Source organism: Hyphomicrobiaceae bacterium, assembly GCA_041397645.1.
Lineage (GTDB): Bacteria > Pseudomonadota > Alphaproteobacteria > Rhizobiales > Hyphomicrobiaceae > Hyphomicrobium_B.
This window is the reverse complement of sequence record JAWKWE010000004.1, coordinates 826,507-847,903: the sequence shown is the minus strand read 5'-3', so window position 1 is coordinate 847,903 and position 21,397 is coordinate 826,507. Positions and strand designations below refer to the sequence as shown.

The 21,397-nt window shown below is 58.1% G+C and carries 16 protein-coding genes and 1 tRNA gene; 11 read left to right on the top strand and 6 right to left on the bottom strand.

Annotation, left to right across the window (positions count from 1 at the left end; genetic code table 11):
• Positions 1 to 98: 98 nt before the first annotated feature.
• The 3 genes from yidC to rpmH form a co-directional block, all read right to left on the bottom strand.
• Positions 99 to 1,982, bottom strand: coding sequence for a membrane protein insertase YidC (yidC, locus tag R3D51_03860; GenBank protein MEZ5898609.1), 1,884 nt, complete (start codon positions 1,980 to 1,982; stop codon positions 99 to 101).
• 97 nt (positions 1,983 to 2,079) lie between these two features.
• Positions 2,080 to 2,499, bottom strand: a complete 420-nt coding sequence (rnpA, locus tag R3D51_03855) for a ribonuclease P protein component (GenBank protein MEZ5898608.1) — start codon at positions 2,497 to 2,499, stop codon at positions 2,080 to 2,082.
• A gap of 81 nt (positions 2,500 to 2,580) precedes the next feature.
• Positions 2,581 to 2,715 carry a 50S ribosomal protein L34 gene (gene rpmH, locus R3D51_03850; protein MEZ5898607.1) on the bottom strand — a complete coding sequence of 45 codons (135 nt, stop codon included), beginning with the start codon at positions 2,713 to 2,715 and terminating at the stop codon, positions 2,581 to 2,583.
• 297 nt (positions 2,716 to 3,012) lie between these two features.
• Between rpmH and R3D51_03845 the strand changes: the two genes are divergently transcribed.
• From R3D51_03845 to R3D51_03800, 10 genes are all read left to right on the top strand, one after another.
• A complete protein-coding gene (locus R3D51_03845; protein ID MEZ5898606.1) occupies positions 3,013 to 3,828 on the top strand; it encodes a TVP38/TMEM64 family protein in 816 nt (271 codons plus the stop codon).
• Positions 3,815 to 5,275 carry an FAD-dependent oxidoreductase gene (locus R3D51_03840; GenBank protein MEZ5898605.1) on the top strand — a complete coding sequence of 487 codons (1,461 nt, stop codon included), beginning with the start codon at positions 3,815 to 3,817 and terminating at the stop codon, positions 5,273 to 5,275. Before R3D51_03845 ends, R3D51_03840 begins: the two co-directional genes overlap by 14 nt.
• 57 nt (positions 5,276 to 5,332) lie before the next feature.
• Complete coding sequence (locus tag R3D51_03835; GenBank protein ID MEZ5898604.1) at positions 5,333 to 6,829, top strand: HAMP domain-containing sensor histidine kinase; 1,497 nt, start codon at positions 5,333 to 5,335, stop codon at positions 6,827 to 6,829.
• 220 nt (positions 6,830 to 7,049) lie between these two features.
• Positions 7,050 to 7,538 (top strand): ferritin-like domain-containing protein, encoded by a 489-nt coding sequence (locus tag R3D51_03830; GenBank protein ID MEZ5898603.1) that lies wholly within the window; start codon positions 7,050 to 7,052, stop codon positions 7,536 to 7,538.
• 267 nt (positions 7,539 to 7,805) lie between these two features.
• Positions 7,806 to 7,882 (top strand) — tRNA-Arg (locus R3D51_03825).
• A 438-nt stretch (positions 7,883 to 8,320) separates the two neighbouring features.
• Positions 8,321 to 8,698 carry a hypothetical protein gene (locus tag R3D51_03820; GenBank protein ID MEZ5898602.1) on the top strand — a complete coding sequence of 126 codons (378 nt, stop codon included), beginning with the start codon at positions 8,321 to 8,323 and terminating at the stop codon, positions 8,696 to 8,698.
• Positions 8,699 to 8,830: 132 nt separating this feature from the next.
• Positions 8,831 to 9,406 (top strand): DUF2796 domain-containing protein, encoded by a 576-nt coding sequence (locus R3D51_03815; GenBank protein MEZ5898601.1) that lies wholly within the window; start codon positions 8,831 to 8,833, stop codon positions 9,404 to 9,406.
• Positions 9,407 to 9,410: 4 nt separating this feature from the next.
• Complete coding sequence (locus R3D51_03810) at positions 9,411 to 10,169, top strand: ABC transporter ATP-binding protein (protein ID MEZ5898600.1); 759 nt, start codon at positions 9,411 to 9,413, stop codon at positions 10,167 to 10,169.
• A complete protein-coding gene (locus tag R3D51_03805; GenBank protein ID MEZ5898599.1) occupies positions 10,166 to 11,425 on the top strand; it encodes an ABC transporter permease in 1,260 nt (419 codons plus the stop codon). Before R3D51_03810 ends, R3D51_03805 begins: the two co-directional genes overlap by 4 nt.
• Positions 11,426 to 11,437: 12 nt before the next feature.
• Complete coding sequence (locus tag R3D51_03800; protein MEZ5898598.1) at positions 11,438 to 11,998, top strand: DUF3299 domain-containing protein; 561 nt, start codon at positions 11,438 to 11,440, stop codon at positions 11,996 to 11,998.
• A gap of 43 nt (positions 11,999 to 12,041) precedes the next feature.
• Here R3D51_03800 and R3D51_03795 read toward each other — a convergent pair whose 3' ends face one another.
• Positions 12,042 to 16,196: a translocation/assembly module TamB domain-containing protein gene (locus R3D51_03795; protein ID MEZ5898597.1), complete on the bottom strand. Its 4,155-nt coding sequence runs from the start codon at positions 16,194 to 16,196 to the stop codon at positions 12,042 to 12,044.
• A gap of 152 nt (positions 16,197 to 16,348) precedes the next feature.
• Complete coding sequence (locus R3D51_03790; protein MEZ5898596.1) at positions 16,349 to 18,265, bottom strand: autotransporter assembly complex family protein; 1,917 nt, start codon at positions 18,263 to 18,265, stop codon at positions 16,349 to 16,351.
• 421 nt (positions 18,266 to 18,686) lie between these two features.
• On the opposite strand from R3D51_03790, the gene R3D51_03785 reads away from it, so the two are divergent.
• Entirely contained in the window at positions 18,687 to 20,495 is a 1,809-nt protein-coding gene (locus R3D51_03785; protein MEZ5898595.1) for a PQQ-binding-like beta-propeller repeat protein, read from the top strand.
• 70 nt (positions 20,496 to 20,565) lie between these two features.
• On the opposite strand, the gene R3D51_03780 is transcribed toward R3D51_03785, so the two are convergent.
• Positions 20,566 to 21,321 carry a DUF2092 domain-containing protein gene (locus R3D51_03780; protein ID MEZ5898594.1) on the bottom strand — a complete coding sequence of 252 codons (756 nt, stop codon included), beginning with the start codon at positions 21,319 to 21,321 and terminating at the stop codon, positions 20,566 to 20,568.
• Between the last annotated feature and the right edge of the window lie 76 nt (positions 21,322 to 21,397).

Genomic DNA, 21,397 nt, shown 5'->3' with positions numbered 1-21,397 from the left:
TTGCAATCCTGTCTTCTCGCATCGACGGCTGATCGGCGGCAGGCCGACCAGCCTTTTGCGAGATCGGCGTGAAAGGAGGAGCGGGCTGCGTGCTTGCGCTACGGCTTGCCGTCATCCTTGTTATTGCCGCCGAACAATCTTCCGATCCCACCGAAGGTACGCTTGATATTAGACATCAAATGCACCTCCGCGCCGTTCTTCTTGTTGATGTAGTACTGCTGAGCGATCGACAGCGTGTTGCTCCATGCCCAATAGATCACGAGACCAGCCGGGAAAGTCGCCAGCAAGAACGTGAACATCAGCGGCATCCATTGGAAGACCTGCTGCTGAATGGGATCGGGCTGCGGCGGGTTCAACTGCATCTGCATCCACATCGTGATGCCCATGATGACCGGCCACGCGCCGACATGCAGGAACTCCGGCGCTGCGAAGGGCAGAAGGCCGAACAGGTTAAAGATCGAGGTCGGATCTGGTGCGGAAAGATCCTTAATCCAGCCGAAGAACGGCGCATGGCGCATGTCGATGGTCACGAACAGCACCTTATAGAGCGCGAAGAACACCGGGATCTGCAGAAGAATCGGCCAACAACCGGCGAGCGGATTGATCTTCTCGCGCTTGTAGAGCTCGAACATCTCCTTTTGCTGGCGCTGGGGATCCTCCTTGTAGACCTCCTTGATGCGGGCCATCTCGGGCTGCATCTTCTTCATGCGCGCCATGCTCGTATACTGTTTATTGGCAAGCGGGAAGAAGGCGGCTTTTACGATGATGGTCAGGATCAGGATCGTAATGCCAAAATTGCCGGCCCACGAATTGATCCACTCCATGAGTTTGAAGAGCGGCTTGGTGATGAAATAGAACAAGCCCCAATCGATCATGCGATCGAACAGCTTGATGTTGAGCGACTTCTGATAGCCGTCGATGATGGTGGGCTGCTTGGCACCGGCATACAGGTGTCCTTCGACGCCCTTGCGAGCGTTGGGTGGAACGACCAGCGCGCCACGCAGATAGTCGACCTGAAAGGCGTCGCTTTGAGCCGCAGATGCCGCCTTCACTGCCGACATCATGCCGCGATAGGGCTCGTTTTGATCGGGAATAACGGCTGCTGCCCAATACTTGTCGGTAATGCCGAACCAGCCGCCCGTGATGTTCTCGAACACGTGAGGCGTGGCGGATTTGATCGCGTCGGCGTAGGTGACTTCTTTGAGGCCTTCATCGCCAGCAACGCCGATCAACCCTTCGTGCAGAATGTAGTAGGCGTGGGTCTTGGGCAGCGTGTAGCGGTAAATGCGGGCGTAGGGCAGCAGCGAGACGTCGCCTTGCGTCTTGTTTTCCACCTCGTCGACAACCTTGAACATGTAGTCGTCGTCAATCGAGAAAGTCCGGCGGAACACCAAGCCTTCTCCATTATCCCAATTGATGGTGACCGGAGATTTGGGCGACAGCATCGAGCCACTTTCCAACGTCCACAGCGTGTCGCGGTCGGGCAGCTTGAGCGACGCGCCGCTGGGAGCAACCCAGCCGTACTCGGCGAAATAGGGATGCTCGCTGCCTGCTGGTGACAGCAGGACAACCTTGGGCGAATTGGGATCGATCTGCTCGCGATACTTCACAAGCACCAGATCATCGATGCGGCCGCTCTTGAGCGCGATGGAGCCTTCCAGGCTATCGGACTTGATGGCGACGCGCGGCGAGGCCTTGAGCGCATCGTCACGCGCGATAGGGGCAGTGGAAGGCTGGCCCGGTTCAGGCGTCGTGGTGGTGGTGGTGGGTGCAGAAACCGGACCTTGAGCGACACCAGGAGGGCCGTCCGTCTTAGATCCGGAGCGTTGCGCCTCCACGTCACGGGCGAAATCCTGGCGCGCCTTCTCTTCGCGCACCGCCGGCGCTGCGAAGAAATATTGCCAACCCATCAGCACCACCAGCGAGAGGATGACGGCGAACAGCAGGTTGTTTTGATCTTGCGGGGATTTTCCGGAGTTCATCGTAGCCTCAGTTTAGTGCGCGCTTTGTCAGTCAAGGTCTGCGCGCCGGATAGGTAGGCGAAGAGGTAGGCGCACGGCAATTTACGACGGCTACCGATCAGGACGGTCCATCTGGCTCGGGTTTTTTCATCGTTAGCGGGCGTTTGTCGAGTCTTTGCTGGCGTGCGCCCTGCGGCTTGTGAACGCCTATGAGTGCACGGGTCAATTCGGTCAGCAGATCCTCGAACGGTTTGTCGAGTGCCGGCGGCCGCGCAACGATGACGTAATCAAAGCCATCGCGGGCGAGAGCAGGTGCAACTTTGCTGAGCGCGGACTTCAGGCGACGGCGGATCCGGTTGCGTGTCACCGCGTTGCCGAGCTTTTTTGTGACTGTGAAACCGAAGCGTGGGCCTTTGAAATCGCCCGCTGGGGCCTTCGCGCGCGGCTTAGCTTCCATCAGGCAACACGGCACGGAAGCCCGTGCCCCGCCGCGAACGGCGAGGAAGTCAGGTCGTTTCTTGATGGTGTCGAGTGCCACCGGGCGCGTCCTGGCGAGCGTTCAAATGCCGTACCGCAAGCGACGGGCCGGCCATTGCAATCGCGCGCACCCGCAAAAATGCTAGGCCGACAGGCGCTTACGGCCTTTGGCGCGACGGCGGGCGAGAACCTTTTGACCACCGGCGGTCAGCATACGCTTGCGGAAGCCGTGGCGGCGTTTGCGCACGAGGCGGCTGGGCTGATATGTGCGTTTCACGCGACGTCTCCGTGAAGTTCCAAATGCCACCGGCCGCCAACGCGGCTGATGGAAAAACCATGAAATTTCCGAGGGTTAAGGTCCGATACGGCGACAGGGCGCAGTTTCGCCCCGAAGGCCGGTCCAACCCGCAAGATGCAGGCTTATAGGGGGGCTGACGGGGGAAGTCAACGCAACCCGTGCTTCCCGGCGCCTGCAAAGGCAAGAAATCGCAGCCGGACGAAACAACGGCCAGTCCGATCTCGTACAGTGGACAACGGATCACGATGCGAAAGCCAAACTTTGCGAGGATGTGCGATGGATACGCAACCCGGGCCTGACAGCACAGCTTCCAGTGCTGCGGCCAGCAATGCGGGATGGAAACGCTGGGGGCCGGTGCTCGTTCTGGCAGGGCTGATGGCGCTGGTCTTTGCGATGGGCTGGCACAAATACCTCAGCTTCAAGACCATCGGGCTCAACTACGACCAGCTCAAATCGTTCATCGCCCAGAACCAGCTCGTGGCACTGCTGATCTACATGGCGATCTATATCGTGGTGGTTGCGCTGTCGCTTCCGGGCGGTCTCGTCATGACGCTCGCGGGAGGGCTGCTCTTTGGTTGGGCGCTTGGCGCGTCGGCAACGGTCGTTGCCGCAACGATCGGCGCGACGCTGGTGTTCTTGATCGCCAAGAGTTCCTTCGGCGAGAGCCTTGCCGCGAAAGCCGGACCTTCCCTTGCGGCGCTGCGCGATGGTTTTCAAGAGAATGCTCTGAGCTATCTGCTCTTCCTTCGTCTAGTGCCGGCATTTCCGTTCGTTGTCGTCAATTTGGCGCCGGCACTGCTGGGCGTTCCCTTCAAAACCTATGTGTTGGGCACATTTCTGGGCATAATTCCGGGGACAATTGCATTTTCAGTGGCAGGTTCGGGCTTAGGCAGTGTCGTGGAAGCGCAAAATGCCAGCTATCAAGACTGTCTGACGCGAAATCCTGGTGGTGGAGACGACGCTTGCCCCTACACCATCGACACGAGCGCGCTCGTGACCAATGAGCTATTGGCTGCCTTCGCTTTGCTGGGGGTTGTCGCCTTGATACCGCCCGCTTTGAAACGCTGGAAAAATCGTCATGCAAAAAGATAGTGCGGATGCTTCGAGTGCGGCCACGCGCGAAACGCTAACTGCCGACTTCTGCATCATTGGTGCGGGTTCGGGCGGGCTGTCAGTTGCAGCGGCAGCCGCGGCGTTCGGGCAGCGCGTCGTGCTTATCGAGAAAGGCAAGATGGGCGGCGATTGCCTGAACTATGGATGTGTCCCGTCCAAAGCATTGCTGGCGGCAGGCAAACGCGCGCATCAGATGCGTCAGGCGAACAAGTTCGGCATCACCCGCGTCGAGCCCGAGATCGACTATGCGGCCGTTCACGATCACGTCCACGGCGTCATCGCCGCCATTGCGCCCAACGATTCCGTAGAGCGTTTTACCGGTCTGGGCGTGCGCGTCATTACCGCTGCAGGGCGGTTCGTCGATCGCGAAACGGTGGAAGCGGGAGAATACCTCATCAAGGCGCGACGCTTCGTAATTGCAACCGGGTCTTCTCCGGTGGTGCCGCCGATCCCCGGGCTCAAGGAGATACCCTACTTCACCAACGAAACGATCTTCGAGAACACACGAAAGCTGCCTCATCTGCTCATTGTCGGCGGCGGTCCGATCGGCCTCGAACTCGCCCAGGCCCATCGACGGCTTGGCTCGCAGGTCACTGTGGTCGAAGGGCTGAAGGCGATGGGGAAGGATGATCCGGAGCTTTCAGCGATCGTGCTCGATCATCTGCGCGCAGAAGGCATCGTCATTCGCGAAGGCGCGCTCGTCGAAAAGGTATCGAGTGACAAGGACGCGGTTATCCTGACGCTGAAAACCGATGCTGGCAGCGACAGCGTGGAAGGCACGCATCTGCTGGTGGCTGCGGGACGTCGCCCCAACACAGCCGACCTGGGATTAGAGTCCGCCGGCATCAAATTCGACAAGAAGGGCATCAGCGTCAACGCAGGCTTGCAAACTTCCAACAAGCGCGTTTTTGCCATCGGCGACGTCGCGGGCGGTCTGCAGTTCACCCATGTCGCCAACGACCATGCTGGCATCGTAATCCGGCGGACGCTGTTTCGACTGCCGGCAAAGACGACCGGCCGAATCATTCCGTGGGTCACGTTTACCGACCCCGAACTCGCCCATATTGGGATGTTGGAGGATGAGGCGCGCAAGTCTCACGGAAAAGTTAACGTACTGCGCTGGCCATTCCATGAGAACGACCGCGCTCAGGCAGAACGGGAAACTGCTGGGCATGTGAAGGTCGTCACAAGCCAGAAAGGCCAGATACTTGGCGTGACTATTGTCGGCGCGCACGCGGGCGAAATCATCCAGATGTGGTCTCTGGCGATGTCCCAGAAGCTGAAGATCAAGGCCATGACCGATTGGATTTCACCCTATCCGACACTTTCGGAGGTGAACAAACGGGCCGCTTTCCGCTACTATGCATCAGCACCGGGTAACCCGTTTGTGCGCAAGGTGATTTCTTGGTTGGCCAAGCTCGGTTAAGCCACTCGCGACGGAGGGAGGCTTGCCGCGTTTGGCTTCCTTCAGTTGGGATGCGACTTGGACGCCAGAGCGACCAGCAACGTAGAAAAAGAGAGCCACGGCCTCGGCAGGCTCGCGGCCGGTTTGCGTTCGGCTTGGTCGCGCCTTGGGCTTCCTGCCAAGCTGCTCATGCTCACGGCGGCCTTCGTTCTCGTTGCTGAAATTCTCATTTTCTTGCCGAGCGTGTCGAGCTATCGCATCTCCTGGCTGTCGGAGCGTCTGACCGCGGCGCAGCTCGCGGCATTGTCTTCGGAGGCGTTCCCCGGTGGGGAGGTTCCCTCGGCTTTGCGCGCCGATCTGTTGCGCACCGCGCAAGTCAAAGCCATTGCTTCGCGCCGCGATGGCGAACGCCGCCTCATTCTTCCGGTTGAACCGGGCGTGCAGATCAACGCCCACTATGATCTGCGCACCGATCCCAAGTCCTATTGGCAGGGGCTCGCCTTAAAAATTTCGCAGATGAAGGATGCCATTGCGCTCTTGTTTTCGTCGGGCGACCGTCTGATCCGCGTTGTCGGTCGGATTAGCGACGACCCCAAGGATCTTATTGAGATCGTCATTCCCGAGGCGCCACTGCGCGATGCGATGATCCAGTATGGCCTCAACATTCTCGGACTTTCGGTCGTCATCTCGGCACTGACGGCATCACTTGTCTACCTATCGCTTAATCGCCTGCTGGTGAAACCGCTCAAGAACCTGACGCAGAATATGCTGAGCTTTTCGGCGGATCCTGAGGACCAGACGCGCATCCTCACACCGTCAGGTCGCATGGATGAAATGGGCGTAGCGGAGCGCGAGCTATCCCAGATGCAAAAGGAGCTGTCGGGTTTGCTGGCGCAGAAGAATCGCTTGGCGCAACTCGGACTGGCGGTTTCCAAGATCAACCACGATCTGCGCAACATGCTCGCAAATGCGCAGCTCATCTCCGACCGTCTCGTGGACATTCCCGACCCTACCGTGCAGCGTTTCGTGCCCAAGCTGATTGCTTCGCTCGATCGCGCGATCAGCTTCTGCAATTCCTCACTGCAGTTTGGCCGAGCTGCCGAGGCAGCGCCACGTCGCGAACTGTTCCGCCTCATAAGTCTTGTAGAAGAAGTTGCCGACAGTCAGGGCTTGCCGCGCGAAGGCGAAATCAGCCTCGAAGTGAAAATGGAAGCGGGGCTGCGCATCGATGCTGACCGCGAGCACCTGTTCCGCGTGTTGAGCAACCTCGTGCGCAACGCGGTGCAAGCCTTAGAGACGTCTGAAACGCGCAACGGCAACATTGCGATCAGCGCGCATCGTGAAGGGCGCAAGGTGATCGTCGATGTCTCGGACAATGGACCAGGCATTCCGCCGAAAGCCCGCGAACACCTGTTCAAGGCTTTTCAGGGCTCTACCAAGAAAGGCGGAACTGGCCTTGGTCTCGTCATTGCGCAAGAACTTGTCCAGGCGCATGGCGGTTCGCTGAACATCATCGACAGCGACAAGGGCGCCACGTTCAGAATCGAGATGCCGGACCGCTCGGTTCACTCCTGAATCGGGCGTCGTCTGACCGATCTTCAATTCGCCAATCTTTGCTTCGTCTGCGCCGAATGCCCTGAGCGCTTCTCGGAGCATGATGTTCTCCGCACAACAGTTCTTGCTGATTTAGTGATGGAACATCGTTGCCCGAGCGGCGTTCCTGTCGCACCGATTGGTGCAGGGGCAGCTCGCTCGTGCACGTCTAACGCCTTGCTTCTCAAAAAGGATATTCCAAATGTCTATCAACAACCTCGAGGGTCTGTTTCTTCATACGCTTCAGGACGTTTACTTCGCTGAAAACCACATTACCAAAGCGCTTCCGAAAATGATCAAAAAAGCGGATAGCGAAAAGTTGCGCAAGCTTTTCGAGGCGCATCTTGAGGAGACTAAAGGACAAATCGAGCGACTGAACAAAGCTTTTGAAGCGCTCGGCGAAAAGGCGAAGGGAGAGAAGTGTCCGGCGATCGAAGGCATCACCAAGGAAGCCGAAGAGCTGATGAGCGAGATCAAGGATAAAGATACGCTCGACGCAGCGATGATTGCTGCTGCTCAGGCGGTCGAGCACTACGAGATTACGCGATACGGGACGCTGGTTTCTTGGGCCAACCTTCTTGGCCACAAGGACATCGTCAAGCTTCTTCAGAAGTCCCTCGATGAAGAATACGGCGCCGACGACAAGCTCACGAAAATCGCTGAGTCCAAGCTCAACAAGGAAGCGGCCTAATCCACATTCGCGTTTGTGGACGGGCTAAAACGGGCGCGGCCGAGGGCTTTTGCCTTCGGCCGCAATTTTTAGCCTGGCCTTTAGGTTCGGCCCTTGGTTCGGGGCAGGGGTCGCGACCCCTCGAATGCGCCGATTGGGCACATTTGTGGTCTCGCTAAGGGGGTTGCGCTCAGCGGCGCGACCGATTAGAGAGTAGCGCTCTTGCCGCCCGGCCCCTTGGCTGGTGGTCCTGTTCCTTCCCGAACGGACGTCAAGCGGACGAGAAAAGCGCCCGTAGCTCAGCTGGATAGAGCATCAGACTACGAATCTGAGGGTCAGAGGTTCGAATCCTTTCGGGCGCGCCATTTATTTCAAAGACTTAGTGGGTATGTCTTGAGCCATTGGATGGCTCAGCACAGGGCGTTGCCAAGCGCGCAAATTACGCTGCGCAGGTGAGATCGCCCCGAAACTTGCACGACAAGGAAACATCGCGCGTCCAACCGGCCGATGACGAGATCCTTGCAGTTCAGCAAGACTTGAAGAAGTGCGCACCGATCATTCCGCGCCAAAGGGCCAGACGGAAAACTCTTGGACCTGGAATGCGCCCTTGCGTAACGCGCGCGAAGGATTGCCCACCGATGATCTTACCGGACAATCTCGAATTGAGATCTGCAACCGTCTGCAAACTTGAGCTCGCGTAACAAAGCCCAATCACGCATCCCCCTTGCACTGAAAAGCGGTCTTGGCCTTTTTTGGGACGCAAGTCGGGTATTCTATTCGCTCGAATCGGGGACCCTTTCGGCATGCGCTTGATGAGGCGCCGCATCGATCTGACCGTGCTTTCGGTCTTGGCCATGGTGGCGCAGATGCTGCTGTGGGCGGAGCATACGCACGGCCAGGAATACGAATTTTCTCAGCTCCAATGGCACAAATCAGTCGACTGCCGAACGATCGTCAGTGAGTCTGGGCTCAAGCCGTGCCCGCAGCAGGATCATCATGCCTGTGATTTCTGTTGGAGCCACGCGGTCTCAGGCAGCATCGTCATGGTGGCGCCAGCCGCGGTGCCATTGCCGAAATCCAAACCTGTCGTCATTGTTGCGCGCATTTCAGTTCCGAAAAGCGAAAGTCCAGGATTCGTACCCTACTTATCGCGAGGCCCTCCGCTGACGATTGCGGCCTAGAAGGTTTGCGGACGAAGGCGCGCAGCCACCAGTCCGCACAAACTGCAATCGTAAAATCAGCACTCCGCCAGACGCACGCGTGTAGCCGCAGGTTGCATGTCTGCATCCGGCTTTGCGAGATAGGGAATATCCATGAAATACGCAACGATCTCAGCTACCGCGTTTCTCCTCGTCGCCGTCCCAATGGCCGCGAAAGCCGAGCACCGCCAACTCGGTCCCCACGTTCACGGTCATGGCACAATCAATATCGCAGTTGAAGGTAGCAAGGTTTCGATGGAGCTTGATGCGCCTGGCGCTGACATCGCAGGCTTCGAGCACAAACCAACCTCTCCCCAGGAGGAAGCGCAGGCCAAAGCTGCGATGGCCAATCTCAAGGATGGTCAGAAACAATTTGTCCTAACGCCCGCCGCTCAATGCAAGCTCATTGAGTCCAAGGCCGAGATCGAGGAGGAGGGGCATCATGAGGAATCGAAAGACGAACACGATGCTGACCATGAGCACGAGGAACACGGCGGCCACAACGACTACAACGCCTCCTACACGTTCGAGTGTGCAAGCCCTGACAAGCTCGATTCGATCACATTTGAGTACTTCAAGACTTTTGCAGGTGCCAAAGCTCTCACGATCAACGTGGTCGGGCCCAATAGACAGGGTGCCTACGAAGTGACACGCGAAAAGCCTGTGCTCGATCTAAGTGGGAGACTGTAGGCCCGTGCTTAAGCAACCGACATCTGTCGATGTGGTGAAGCGGACGGACGCAGAGCGGGACATCGTCGCTATGTCTGCCGTTCGCTTCACATGGCCAGGACGTAAAGGCTTCACCATCGAGATCGACGCGTTCACTATGGAGCGCGGCGAGAAGCTTCTTCTGATCGGCCCATCGGGCAGCGGCAAGTCGACGTTCTTGAGTCTGCTTGCTGGCATTAACGTTCCCTCTTCGGGACATCTCTCGATCCTGGGAACAGAAATCGCGCGCCTGCCGCATTCTGCGCGCGATCACTTCCGGTCGGCACACATGGGCATCATTTTCCAGATGTTCAATTTGCTGCCTTATGGCTCGGTCATCGACAATGTTGTTCTGCCGTTGCATTTCGCGCCCGAGCGTCGCCAGCGTGTTCTCTCGTCGGGAACCCTTGAGGCGGAGGCGCGGCGCCTCCTGGCTGCGCTCGGCCTCAGAGAGGACGACTACGAACATGCGGCTGCCTCAAGTCTGAGCGTTGGCCAGCAGCAGCGCGTTGCGTGCGCCAGAGCACTTATCGGCCGTCCCGAGCTTATCATTGCCGATGAGCCGACTTCAGCGCTCGATCGTAATACGCAGGTTGCCTTCCTCGATCTGTTGTTTGCCGAAGTCGCGGCGGCAGGTGCATCATTGTTGATGGTGAGCCACGATGAAACTTTAGCGTCTCGTTTCGACCGCGCCGTGCGGCTCGACGAGATCGCAACGACACAGCGCACGAAGGGGGCAGCATGATCATCTCCCGCCTCGCACTGCAGTCTCTCAGGAACCGGTCGCTAACGGCATTTTTGACCGTGCTCGGCATTGCCGTTAGCGTCATGCTTCTTTTGGGCGTCGAGAAAGTACGCACCGGCGCCCGCCAAAGTTTTGCTGACACCATTTCAGGCACAGACCTCGTTGTAGGCGCCAGAACAGGCGCGATCCAGCTCCTTCTATATTCAGTGTTTCGCATCGGAAACGCGACCAACAACATCACCTGGAAAAGCTATTCCGACATTACGTCGAACCCCGAGGTTGATTGGGCGGTTCCGCTGTCGCTTGGTGACAGTCACAAGGGGTTCCGCGTGCTCGGGACCACGGCTGAATATTTCAAGCACTACAAATACCGCCATGGCCAAATGCTATCTTTTGCAGCCGGCAGGCCGTTCGAAGACCTTTACGACGTGGTGCTTGGCGCGGACGTTGCGGAGAAACTTGGCTATAAGGTCGGCAGCAAGGTGATCATCGCGCACGGGATGGGTTCGGTTTCGTTCATCGAGCACGCCGACAAGCCGTTCGTCGTTTCCGGCATCTTGGCGAGAACCGGCACGCCCGTTGACCGAACGCTGCACGTGAGCCTCGAAGCCATCGAAGCAATTCACGTCGACTGGCAAAACGGGATTCCCGCCCAAGGGCAGACCGTATCGGCTGAGGAAGCGCGCCACAAAGATCTTTCGCCTAAGGCGATCACGGCGGCGATGCTCGGGCTCAAGTCGAAGCTCGCGACGTTCAAACTGCAACGGCAGATCAACAACTACCCGGAGGAGCCGCTTTCAGCCATCATCCCAGGAGCTGCATTGCAAGAGTTATGGGGTCTTGTCGGTACGGCGGAGACCGCGCTTTCAGCCGTTTCAGTGATTGTGGTTGCGACCGCGCTTCTCGGCATGGTGACGTCCATTCTCACGACCTTGAATGAGCGGCGTCGCGAGATGGCCATCTTGCGCTCTGTTGGTGCCCGACCTGCCACCATACTTGGCATGCTCACGACCGAAGCTGCCGTGCTGACCGTCACGGGTGTGATCCTCGGCGTTCTCCTGCTGTATGCATCGCTATATTTGCTTCAACCCGTCATTGACCGCTTGTATGGACTTCAGATCGGTATTGATCGTCCCACATCTCGCGAGTGGCTGATGCTCGGTGCCATTGTTCTTGCAGGAATTCTCGCAGGGCTAGTTCCGGCCCTACGCGCCTATCGTCTGTCGGTTGCCGACGGCATGACCATTCGAACGTGAGGCTTGAAAACCATGACACGTAAGACTGCTGCTTTGGCTTTTCTCGTTCTTTCGGCGCTCGTGCCGGGGAAAGGCGTCTGCGCCGCCGATGGGCCTGAGGTCATCCAATGGGCGCAACTGGTGCCAAAGAACCTTCCTGCGGTACAGCCGAACAGAACCTTTTTTGCAGGCACAACGAAAAGCGAAGACGGCCAGCCACCACCGCCGCCGATGCCGGAAGGCAAATTCATGTCGATGAAACGCCGTCAGCCCGGATCTGACCGAGCCCCTGAGGTCGTCACCGCATTCAACGGCAAGAGGGTGCAGATCGGTGGCTATGTCGTACCGCTCGATTTCGAGTCCACCAAGATCAAAGAGTTTCTGCTCGTGCCCTTCGTCGGCGCTTGCATCCACGTCCCGCCGCCGCCCGCCAATCAGATTATCTACGTCAAAGCCGCAGACGGCTTCGAGGTCACCGGTTCGTTCGATCCGGTGACCGTCACCGGCGTGCTCAAGACCGAGCCGGCGTTCACCGGCTTGGCCGATACCGGATACACGATAGACGCCGACGACGTTAAGATGATGAAGCAGTAGGCTTTGCGCAACTGTGGCGTGGGCGGTCGTTGGATTTGAGCCTTCAATAGTCGAACTCAAACCCGACGCCCAACTTGCTGTCTCCGGCCGTGCCGACCTCGCCGCGCGCCTTTAGATGCTTGGTAAGATTGTGATCTATGATGATACGGGTCTTGCCGAGATCCGTTCCTTGCCTGACGCCGACATAGGTGTCGTCACTGACGTAACTGCCGGCTGTGGCCTGCGTCTTGCCTTTCTCGTCGGTCGTGACGTCGAGGACGTCGATGCCGAGCGCACTCTTCATCTTGTCGAGCGTGCCAGGTCCACTCGATAGACCACCGATCTTATCGATCTCATTGGCCAGCTGAACGAGTTGCGACGGGGACAGTTTCGCGAGCTTCTTGTTGAACAACAAGAGCGAGACAATCTCGTCCTCGGGGAGTTCCGGGGAGGACGAGAATTTGAACTTCGGCTTTGACGCGGGTCCGGTAACTTTTACCGTAATGGTGGTTCCATCTGCATCGACCGTCGCTTCCATGTCGAGCGAAGGCTCTGGACTGCCGGAGAACAAAATGTTGCCGCGGCTGAAATCGAGTTGGCGGCCGATGATCGAGAGGCGCCCGCGCGACATCGAGAATTTGCCGTCCGTATATGGCTTGTCTGCCGTACCGGCGATTCTGACTGCTCCGCCGAGCTGGGCATCGACACCGCGGCCACGCACAAAGATGCGATCGTTCGCCGTCACATCCAGATCCAGGGAAACCGTCATGGCGGGAGCATGGGCATCATTGCCGAGCTCTTGATCAGTCTTGTCGGATTTGAACTGCGGCGGTGCGTTGACGTGTCGGATGTCGAGAGATTGCACGGACATTGGCAGCTGGTTCGGCACGGTGATGTCCATACGCTTGATCAGCAGCTGACCCCGTGCGGCAGGCGAAGCTAGTGGACCGGCAATCTTGATATCGCCATCGATTTCTCCGGCCACCGGATCCTGATTGCCGAAGCGGAAGCCGGAAAGCTTCAAGGAAACATCCAAGTTTGCAGCGGTGCCAGAAGGAAGCGAAGCGGTGCCTGATAACGTCAAGCTGCCGCCTTTCTGGCTGATGGCGTTGAGCCGTTGCACGGTGAACTTGTCGCGCGTGAAAGCAGCGTCCAGCTCGATACCAGAGAGTTGCAATCCGGTTGCAGGGTCGCTGGCGCGTCCGTCGCGTATCGTAATCTTTCCGTCTATCTTGGGATCGGAAATTGTTCCCGTTACCTTTGCCATTACTGCCGCTTTGCCATCGGCGTGAGCCGCTCGATCGGCAATAAAAACATTGGCCATTGCGAGCGGCACGCTGCCTTGCGCCGAGGCGGTAATATCGCCACCCGCTATCGTGCGGACAGCTGCGTCTGCTGTGAGATCGAAGCCGCCGCGCGTGGTTGCTCGCATCTTTAGATTGGCTCTGCCATCGGCCATGCTCACGTCGGTGGAGACGTCGATGGCTGGCAGTTCCTGCGCGCGCATGTTTGCCACAGATACACCGGCCGCCGCTATTTTTGCGTCGACCCGTGGATCCGATGCTTTGCCTTTGATCGTTGCGCTACCGTTGATCACGCCTATCAGCCCCAATTCTGGCCAGACCACACCGGCAACGGATGCAGGAATATTTTTCAGGTTGAGACGCATATCCAGCGCCTCTGCGGCGGCTACGCCGTCAGCGCGGAAGGTCCCCGTTCCAATCTGGAGCTGAATCCCTTTGCTTGAGACTTGGCCGTTGCTGACCGTGATCTTTGCAGGCGCTGGCAAGCGGATGTCGGGAACATCGCCCTTTCCCGCGTAAGTCGCCGATTTGATTTCGATCTGGCGGGGGCCGCCCTCGTTTGTTATGTCGCCGGAGAGTGCAAAGTTGGCTCCGTCGAGCTGACCGTTCGATGCAAAGGTCGTGCTGCCGGAGTTGAAGCGCACGGTGGACGACAGCTCACGAACCACGTTCGCGCCTTGCGCAATCCGCTTGGCATTTAGGTCGACCGTGCCGAGGGGGGCGGAAACGTAGTTGGAGACTTTTCCGGTTAGACGCAGTCCGTCGATGCCCGCTCCGGCCACATTGATTCCATCGCCGCTCAAGTTCAAGTCGGCAACGCTGTCTTCAAGCTTGACGCTGCCCTTGATCCGTCCGGTCATCCGAAAGCCGGTGGCGCGTCCGAGGCGTGCAAGTTCGGGCGCACCGATTTCGATCAGCCCCGTGGGAAGGCTTTGATCTCTGAAGCCAAGATGACCGTTGATCCTCAAGCCGGCGAGATCGATCGCAAGATTGTCGAGTGTTGTTGCGCCGGTGTCCGACAGAACGATATCCGAATGACCGGCTAGAATTTCACTCGCGATTTTGGTGCCGAAGGTCAGCGTTCCCGCATGTTTTGAGATCGGACCGCGACCAGAGAATTTCAGTTTCGGTTCTTTTAGAGGCTTGCCGTTCAATGTGACGGCGTTGCCTGAAAGCGCAATTCTACTGTCGAGATTGTCGTGCGGTCCGTGCACATCAAATGTGAGTTTCGCAGAGCCGGAAAGTGTCGGGCTGACGGAGGAAAGAGCGGAGAGGGTCACTTCGGCTGACAGCGCCGTTGCTTCGGCCGCCCGGTTGCCGTTCAATTGCGCGCCAAACAGCGGATTCGATACCGATGCGTTTCGAACCGTGACGGTGCCATTGGGCGTTCGTTCGATATGAGCTTCGTAACTTGTCGAGGGCGCGAGCAGTCCATCGACGGTGGCATTTCCCATGCCGACGCCATCACTCGTGGCAACAAGGGTGACGCTCCCTGTGTTTTCGCTTAGGTCGCCATCGCCATGAATCTCGGCCTGCGCACGGCCCTTGAGCGGCTTTCCAACAAGTTGCGAATAGCGCGCAAGGTCGGCGAGGCGAAGTCGCACCATTCCCTTTGCGTGATTGCCCTCGATCGTTCCTGATGCATTTGCGTTTGCATTCTGAGCGTCGATCTCAAATGCGCTGATGGTCAGTCGCTGACCATCGTAGCTGCCTGCAAACGCCGCGCGCGCTTCTGGGCCGAGAGCTGCGCCGCCCGCTGTTGTCTGGTCGATGCCTGCGACGATCAGAGTTGCTTTGATGTCATCGAGCGCCTGCGGCTTACGTCCAACCGGCTGCGGCTGCACGGCGCGGACGGCGAGCGCCAGCTTGCTGGCCGAGATTTGCTCCAGCGCCAGACCGGTGATCTGCGCAGATGCTTTGATTTCCCGACGTTCGTTCTTATCGGGCGCTGCGACTTCAAATGTAGCGCTGCGAAGCGCGATGCTTGCTCCCTCTCCGCCAAAAAGCTGGACCGGCGTTCCGTCTTTGCGGCCAGCATGTCCTTCGATCTGGCCATGGACGATACCATTGTTGAGATCGACACCGCCTGTTGCTGCCAAGCGCAGTGCGTCGTTGCTAATCTCAAGATGCAGATTTTTGACTAAGCGCGATGTGCTAACGGTGAGTCCTAAAACATCAGCGGTAAGATCCAACTGTGTTTTGCCTCCGGCGAGATCAGCGATGCCGTGCGGGACTAGCTTTTGGATATAGCCAGCCAACCGCGCCGATAGATGATGCGAATTTTCTCCCTCGGCATCGAGACGGACGATGCCAGCCAGGAAAGTATTGCCGGCTGCAGAAGCAGAGAGATCAGCTTTCCAGGCGTCCAACTGACCGTGCCCGTGCAACTGAACGGACAGCGCAGGCCGGTCTGGGAGTTCGAGCAATCGGGAGATCATGCCACCTTCGGCTTCGCTTCCATCGATGGCCAATTCCAGGGAGCGCTCGGCAGGTTGGTAGACGAGGTTTGTACGCAATGTCGCCTGGTGTGCGTCGATGCGTACCAACTCCAGCTCGGCGGTGCTCGCTTCGCTCAAGCTGTTGAGGTTGGCTCGGCCATTGAGCCGAAGCTGCGCGCGCTCGCCAAGGACCTCCTGCGAGAGATCAATCGCGCTTACATCCAGATCGCCAATTGCGACCTTCACCGGCAAGACGAAGCCGGAACTGTTGGCAGACTTGTGCTGCTCCGCATCGGCCTCTGGTTGGCGCAATATGGCGATGTTTTCGACGCGCAAGTGAGGGACGGAGAGGCGCCCTGTTAGAAGCGCTGATGGCCTCCACGAAAAGGCGATATTGCGTGCCTTCAGCCATACGCCCTGCCGGTCGGATATGCTGATGTCGCCAATTGATCCGTCACCGAAAAGGGAACCTTGCATCGGCCCGATTCGAATGCGGGATTGTTCGCTGCTCGCCATTGCCGAGGCAACGCGCAACAAAGCAGATTGACCGAAGTGCGTGGACAAAACCGCCCCGACAACAGCGATGAACAACGCCGCAGACAGGAGTAGAATTTTAGCTAATCGCCGCATCAGAACGCTTGCCCCAAGCCGATGTAAATGGCCACCGCGGGCTGGTCGTCGCGGTGTGTCACGGGGGTCGCAACATCGAGGCGGATCGGACCAAGGGCCGTGTAGTATCGCAAGCCGACGCCCGCACTGACATAGAAGTCACTTGAGAAATTCGGCCAGGGTTGTTCGGATACCGTTGCAGCGTCGACGAACGGAACGATGCCGAAGAGCTCGGTGACGCGCAGGCGCATTTCAGCCGACCCACCGATGTAGCCGAGGCCGCCCACGACAGTGCCGTCGACCATCGGGCCTAGGCTGCGATATCCATAGCCACGCACGGAGCCGCCGCCTCCGGCAAAGAAGCGCGTCGAGGCTGGCACATCGGCAAGAGAGGCGCCTGCGATCGAGCCGACCCCGATCCGCCCTGCGAGCACGGCGCGCCCCTCGCTATCCAAAGTCCGATAGGCGGCGGCCTGGATCTCCGATTTGACGTATGCGGATCCGCCGATAGCGTCGACCGACGGCGTCAGGGACGTAAAGATGAAGTGCCCCTTCGTGGCATCCAGGCGTTGATCGCGCGTGTCGTAGTCGATTTCGGCAGGCAGGCTAATCAGCATGTAGTCGTTTTGGCCGAAGGCATCCTCGGTGCGTGAGAAGCGGGTGGAGAGGGCTGCCGATCCCGAAAGCGAAGGCGTAAACACGTGAGCCAACCCGATCTTGTAGGAGGCATCCAGGCTTTCGTAGGCGTCGGGGTGCTCGCGCGTCAGACGGAACTCGCTAACGAGATCGGTATCGACGTCGAGAATGCCGGGCTTGGTGTAGATGGCGGCAGCATCGAATTCGAGCTGCGATATGTCTTCGCTTCCAATCCGAGAGATTGTGCCTTCAACGCGCAGGTGTTCGCCTTCGCCAAAGAAATTACGATGACCCCAGTGAGCTTCGACCTCGGCACCATCGATCGTCGACAGGGAGGCCGTTGCGCCAAAATAGCGGGGCTTGCGTTCGACCACTTCGAGGCTGACAGGAATCCCGCCATTGGCATCGAGTTGTTGCCCCTCAACGACCTGAACGCTCTCCACACTCGGGAGCTTGGCAATGCGATCACGGGCCTGTTTCAGGTCTGAGGTGCGGAATGAGCTTCCCGGTCGCAATTTGCTTTGTTCTAGAATGGTGTGGTGATCGAGGGACTGGGCACCCGATACGTTGACCCATCCGTAGACGGCAGGCGGACCTGGATCGAGGTCGATTCTGACGTTGACAGTGCTGCTGGCGTGATCGGCGGAGATGTCCTCGCCGACAATACGAGCGAGCGGGAAACCGGTCGACCGCCATGCCTCGATGAGTTTCTCCCTGGCCGCGACTATCAATCCCGATTTCGCCGGTTTGCCGCGCTCAAAACCCAAAGCCTCTAGAGCAACCGGAGGCGTGGAATCGGATTGTGACCTCTCGGTCACGACGATGTCGCCAAACACGAAACGTGGGCCGGGCGTGACGCGAACGGCAACCTCGATGCCGCTCTCGCTTCCGGAAGGCGCGGTCGAGGGATCGAAGGCATCGAGCTTCTGTCCGGCGATGCGGATGTCGATCTCACCGGCATAATAGCCTTCGCTATAGAGCGCGGCCTGGATCTGCGAGACGTCGCCGCGTGCGCGGGCCGCGAGTATATAAGCGTCGCTCGCGCCGTGGACCTGTTCGGTCATCAAATGCGAGATCCCCGAGATTAGGTCTTTCAGCGACGCGTTGTCGGTGTCCTCGACATGAAGCGCAACCGAGTAAGGCAGAGCGCCCGGCGGAACAGCGCTGCTGTCGCCGAAAAGCGTCGTGCCGAAAAGATCGACAGCCTTGGCTGCGGGAAGACCGGCAAATGAGGCAACGGCGGCCAGAAATCCCAATAGGTACGCGTTGCGCAAATACAGGGCCTTTCTTTCTCGTCGCACAAGCCGAATCCGGGCCGGATACGATTACGGGGGAGAGGATTGCGGCGTCGTTTCTTGGACCGCGTAGCCCCAGACGCCGATGTGTAAGTTCATCAACGAGCGTCGCGAGCACTGAAGGCCAAGAGGCATTGTCTCTTGGCGAATCACTTAAACATTTTAGACGTCATGGAAGGGGCGTCGAGCACACAATAACGGCCAGTCGGATTTGTTGCGAACAGAGCGCAAACCTAGGTGCAAGGACGCCGCTTTTTCGGCTTTTGGGAGATAGTCCCGATCGGCAATCGTCCGCTTCAATAAGATGTGAAGGAACCGCGCCTTGGGAACGACTTGCGTCTCCTCGCGTTGAACTCGCAAGTCGAAAGAGGCTGCTCTCCCCCCGCGCAGCCTTCGCCAGACTGATGCGAATTTGAAGGTACTTACCATGACATCGAAAGCAGGCATCATAGGTGGCGGCATCGTGCTGGCCGCCGTCGCCGCTTCTGCGTTCGTCTACTATGACTGGAACGCGGCGGTTCACTACGGCTCCATGGCTATAAACTACGTGAACTATCTAGGTGCACCAAAGGGTACCATCACGACCGAATTAGCGACTTCCGAAGATAGCAAGGAGGCGCCTAACGTTCAGGCCTTAGCCGCGCCGACGACGTCAAGCGTGCAGAACTGGCCAAGCTACAACAAGACGCTGACGTCTGACCGCTTCTCGAATCTGGATGAGATTACGAGTGAGACGGCAAAAAATCTCAAAGTACGATGCACGTTCGATACTGGCGAATATACGGGCTTCAATAGCGGCCTGATTGAGGTCGATGGAGCGCTGATCTTCGCGACCGAGTACAACACCTATGCCATTGATCCCAACAGCTGCGAACAGAAATGGCGCGCGCACGAGGACTACACGCCGGCGACGCCGCAAAGTGTCAACCGTGGCGTTGCATATCTTGACGGCAAGATATTCCGCGGCACGCAGGATGGCCGCGTCCTCGCCTACGATTTCAAGACCGGCAAGCGGCTTTGGGCGACGGCTATTGCCGACCCGAAAAAGGGAGAGAGTGTTCCCGCCGCGCCGATTGCGTGGAACGGTCTCGTTTTTGCCGGTAACGCTGGCGGTGACATCAAGGGCGTGAAAGGACGCATCTATGCACTCGATGCCAATTCGGGCCGGATCAAATGGGAATTTTATCTGGTGCCGAAGGAAAAGGGCGATCCTACGCGTGGTCCGGCGACCAGTTCGCCGCTGGATGGAAGTACGTGGAAAACCCCTGACGGTTCGCCGATCACGGGTGGCGCGACGTGGACCTCCTACACGCTCGATCCAAAGACCGGACTTCTCTATGTGCCCGGCGGCAACCCTGCTCCGGACTTTGCCGACGGTATGCGTAAAGGCGAAAATCTATTCAGTGGGTCGGTCGTCGTACTGGATGCGATGACCGGCGCTTACAAAGCGCACTTCAAGATCGTGCCCAAGGATTGGCACGACTGGGATGTTTCGAGCGCGCCTGCGGTATTCACAACGGCTTCTGGCAGGAAGGTCATGGCGGTGACGCCGAAGGACGGTCATCTTTACGGTTTTGATCTTGCCAACAACGACCTGCTCTATCGCCTGCCGGTGACAAAGGTTGAGAACGCAGACAAGCCGTTCAAGGCCGGCGAATCGGTGCGCTTTTGTCCCGGATCGACGGGCGGTTCGGAATGGAATGGCCCGGCATATGATCCGATAAATAACCTCATCATGACCGGCCAAGTCCAATGGTGCACGACGGTTGACATGCAAAAGAAGAGCGATGTCGCCGCTGTGAAGAAAGGACAACCATGGTCAGGCGAAGATACGGTCAACCCGTTCAACACTTGGGGCAAGCATGACCCGATATTTGACTGGGCCGGTTGGCTTTATGCCGTAGACGCCGACAGCGGAAAATGGCGTTGGCGCGCGAAGACCAATTACCCCGTTCAGAGTGGCGTCACGCCGACTGCAGGCGGAGTCGTGTTCTTCGGCGACATGGGAGGTAATTTCTACGCCCTCGATAGCGCCAACGGGAAAAAGCTCTGGGGTGAGAAGATCGGCGGCGCGATTGGCGGCGGTGTAATCACTTACAAGGACGGTGGCGAACAGCATGTCGCCGTGGCGAGCGGATTGACCGAGGTGCTTTGGCCTACACAGATCACCACAGCGAAGGTTACGATCCTGGGCGTCGAAGAGGGCAAGTCCGACAAAGTAAGCTTGGCGAAGTAATTGTCTTGGAACGGCGGTTCAAGGTGCTATGAACTTGAACCGCCGTCTTTGCCTTGTGCTGTGGATACGGTCAGAGGGCAGGACCCAAATCCAAATCGCCAACGTCGACTTTTTGGCTGCCCGCCGCGGGCGTGAAGGCAAACTTATCCGGTGGAAATTCTGGGCTTGGGACATTCCAGCTGAACTCGTTGGACTGGGTGATCAGCGACTCATCGGAGCCTTTCGTCTCAAGCTTGCAAGGGAGCGGGGTCTCTCCCTTTCGCAGCCAAACCTTCCATGTGTTCAAGCCAGTGTCGGTATTTTGCACGATGGTGAATTCGTCACACTGGTTGCCTCCAATTGTCTCGGAACCGCCAGAGCTGATTTGAAGATCCTTCTTGCCGGCCGCAATTTCATCGACGACGTCCAGCAATCCAAGTACCGCGGACTCCACACCCATAAGGCCGGTGACCAAACTCAGGCCTCCGGAGGGATGAGCCGGCGCATCCAACTGAGCGTACTTCTTGTCCTTCGGAGTGAAGATGGTCATGACTTTACCATCGGAGATGATCTCGTAAGACCGATTGCTAACCTTGGAATCGATCCGGAAGGAATTTGGTCTTTGAACGAAAAATTGCATCGACCCTCGTGAACTCAGTTCGCCTTGAACGACGTAGGTCGTTTTGAAGTCGAGCGGGTTGCTGGCGACGTAGCTGCGCAGTTGTTCAAAAACGACAGCAGGGTCCGCTGAGGATTTGGTCGATGTCGCTGTTTCCGCGTGTGCCGAATATGACGACGAGGATAAGCAGGCAAATAGCAGAAAAAAAGAGGGGGCCGCCCGTTTCATCAATGACCTCTCAAAGTCAGATGGTGCGTTCGCAGCAATATCAATCTTTCGTTGCAGTGTCTTGGACCTGAATGAT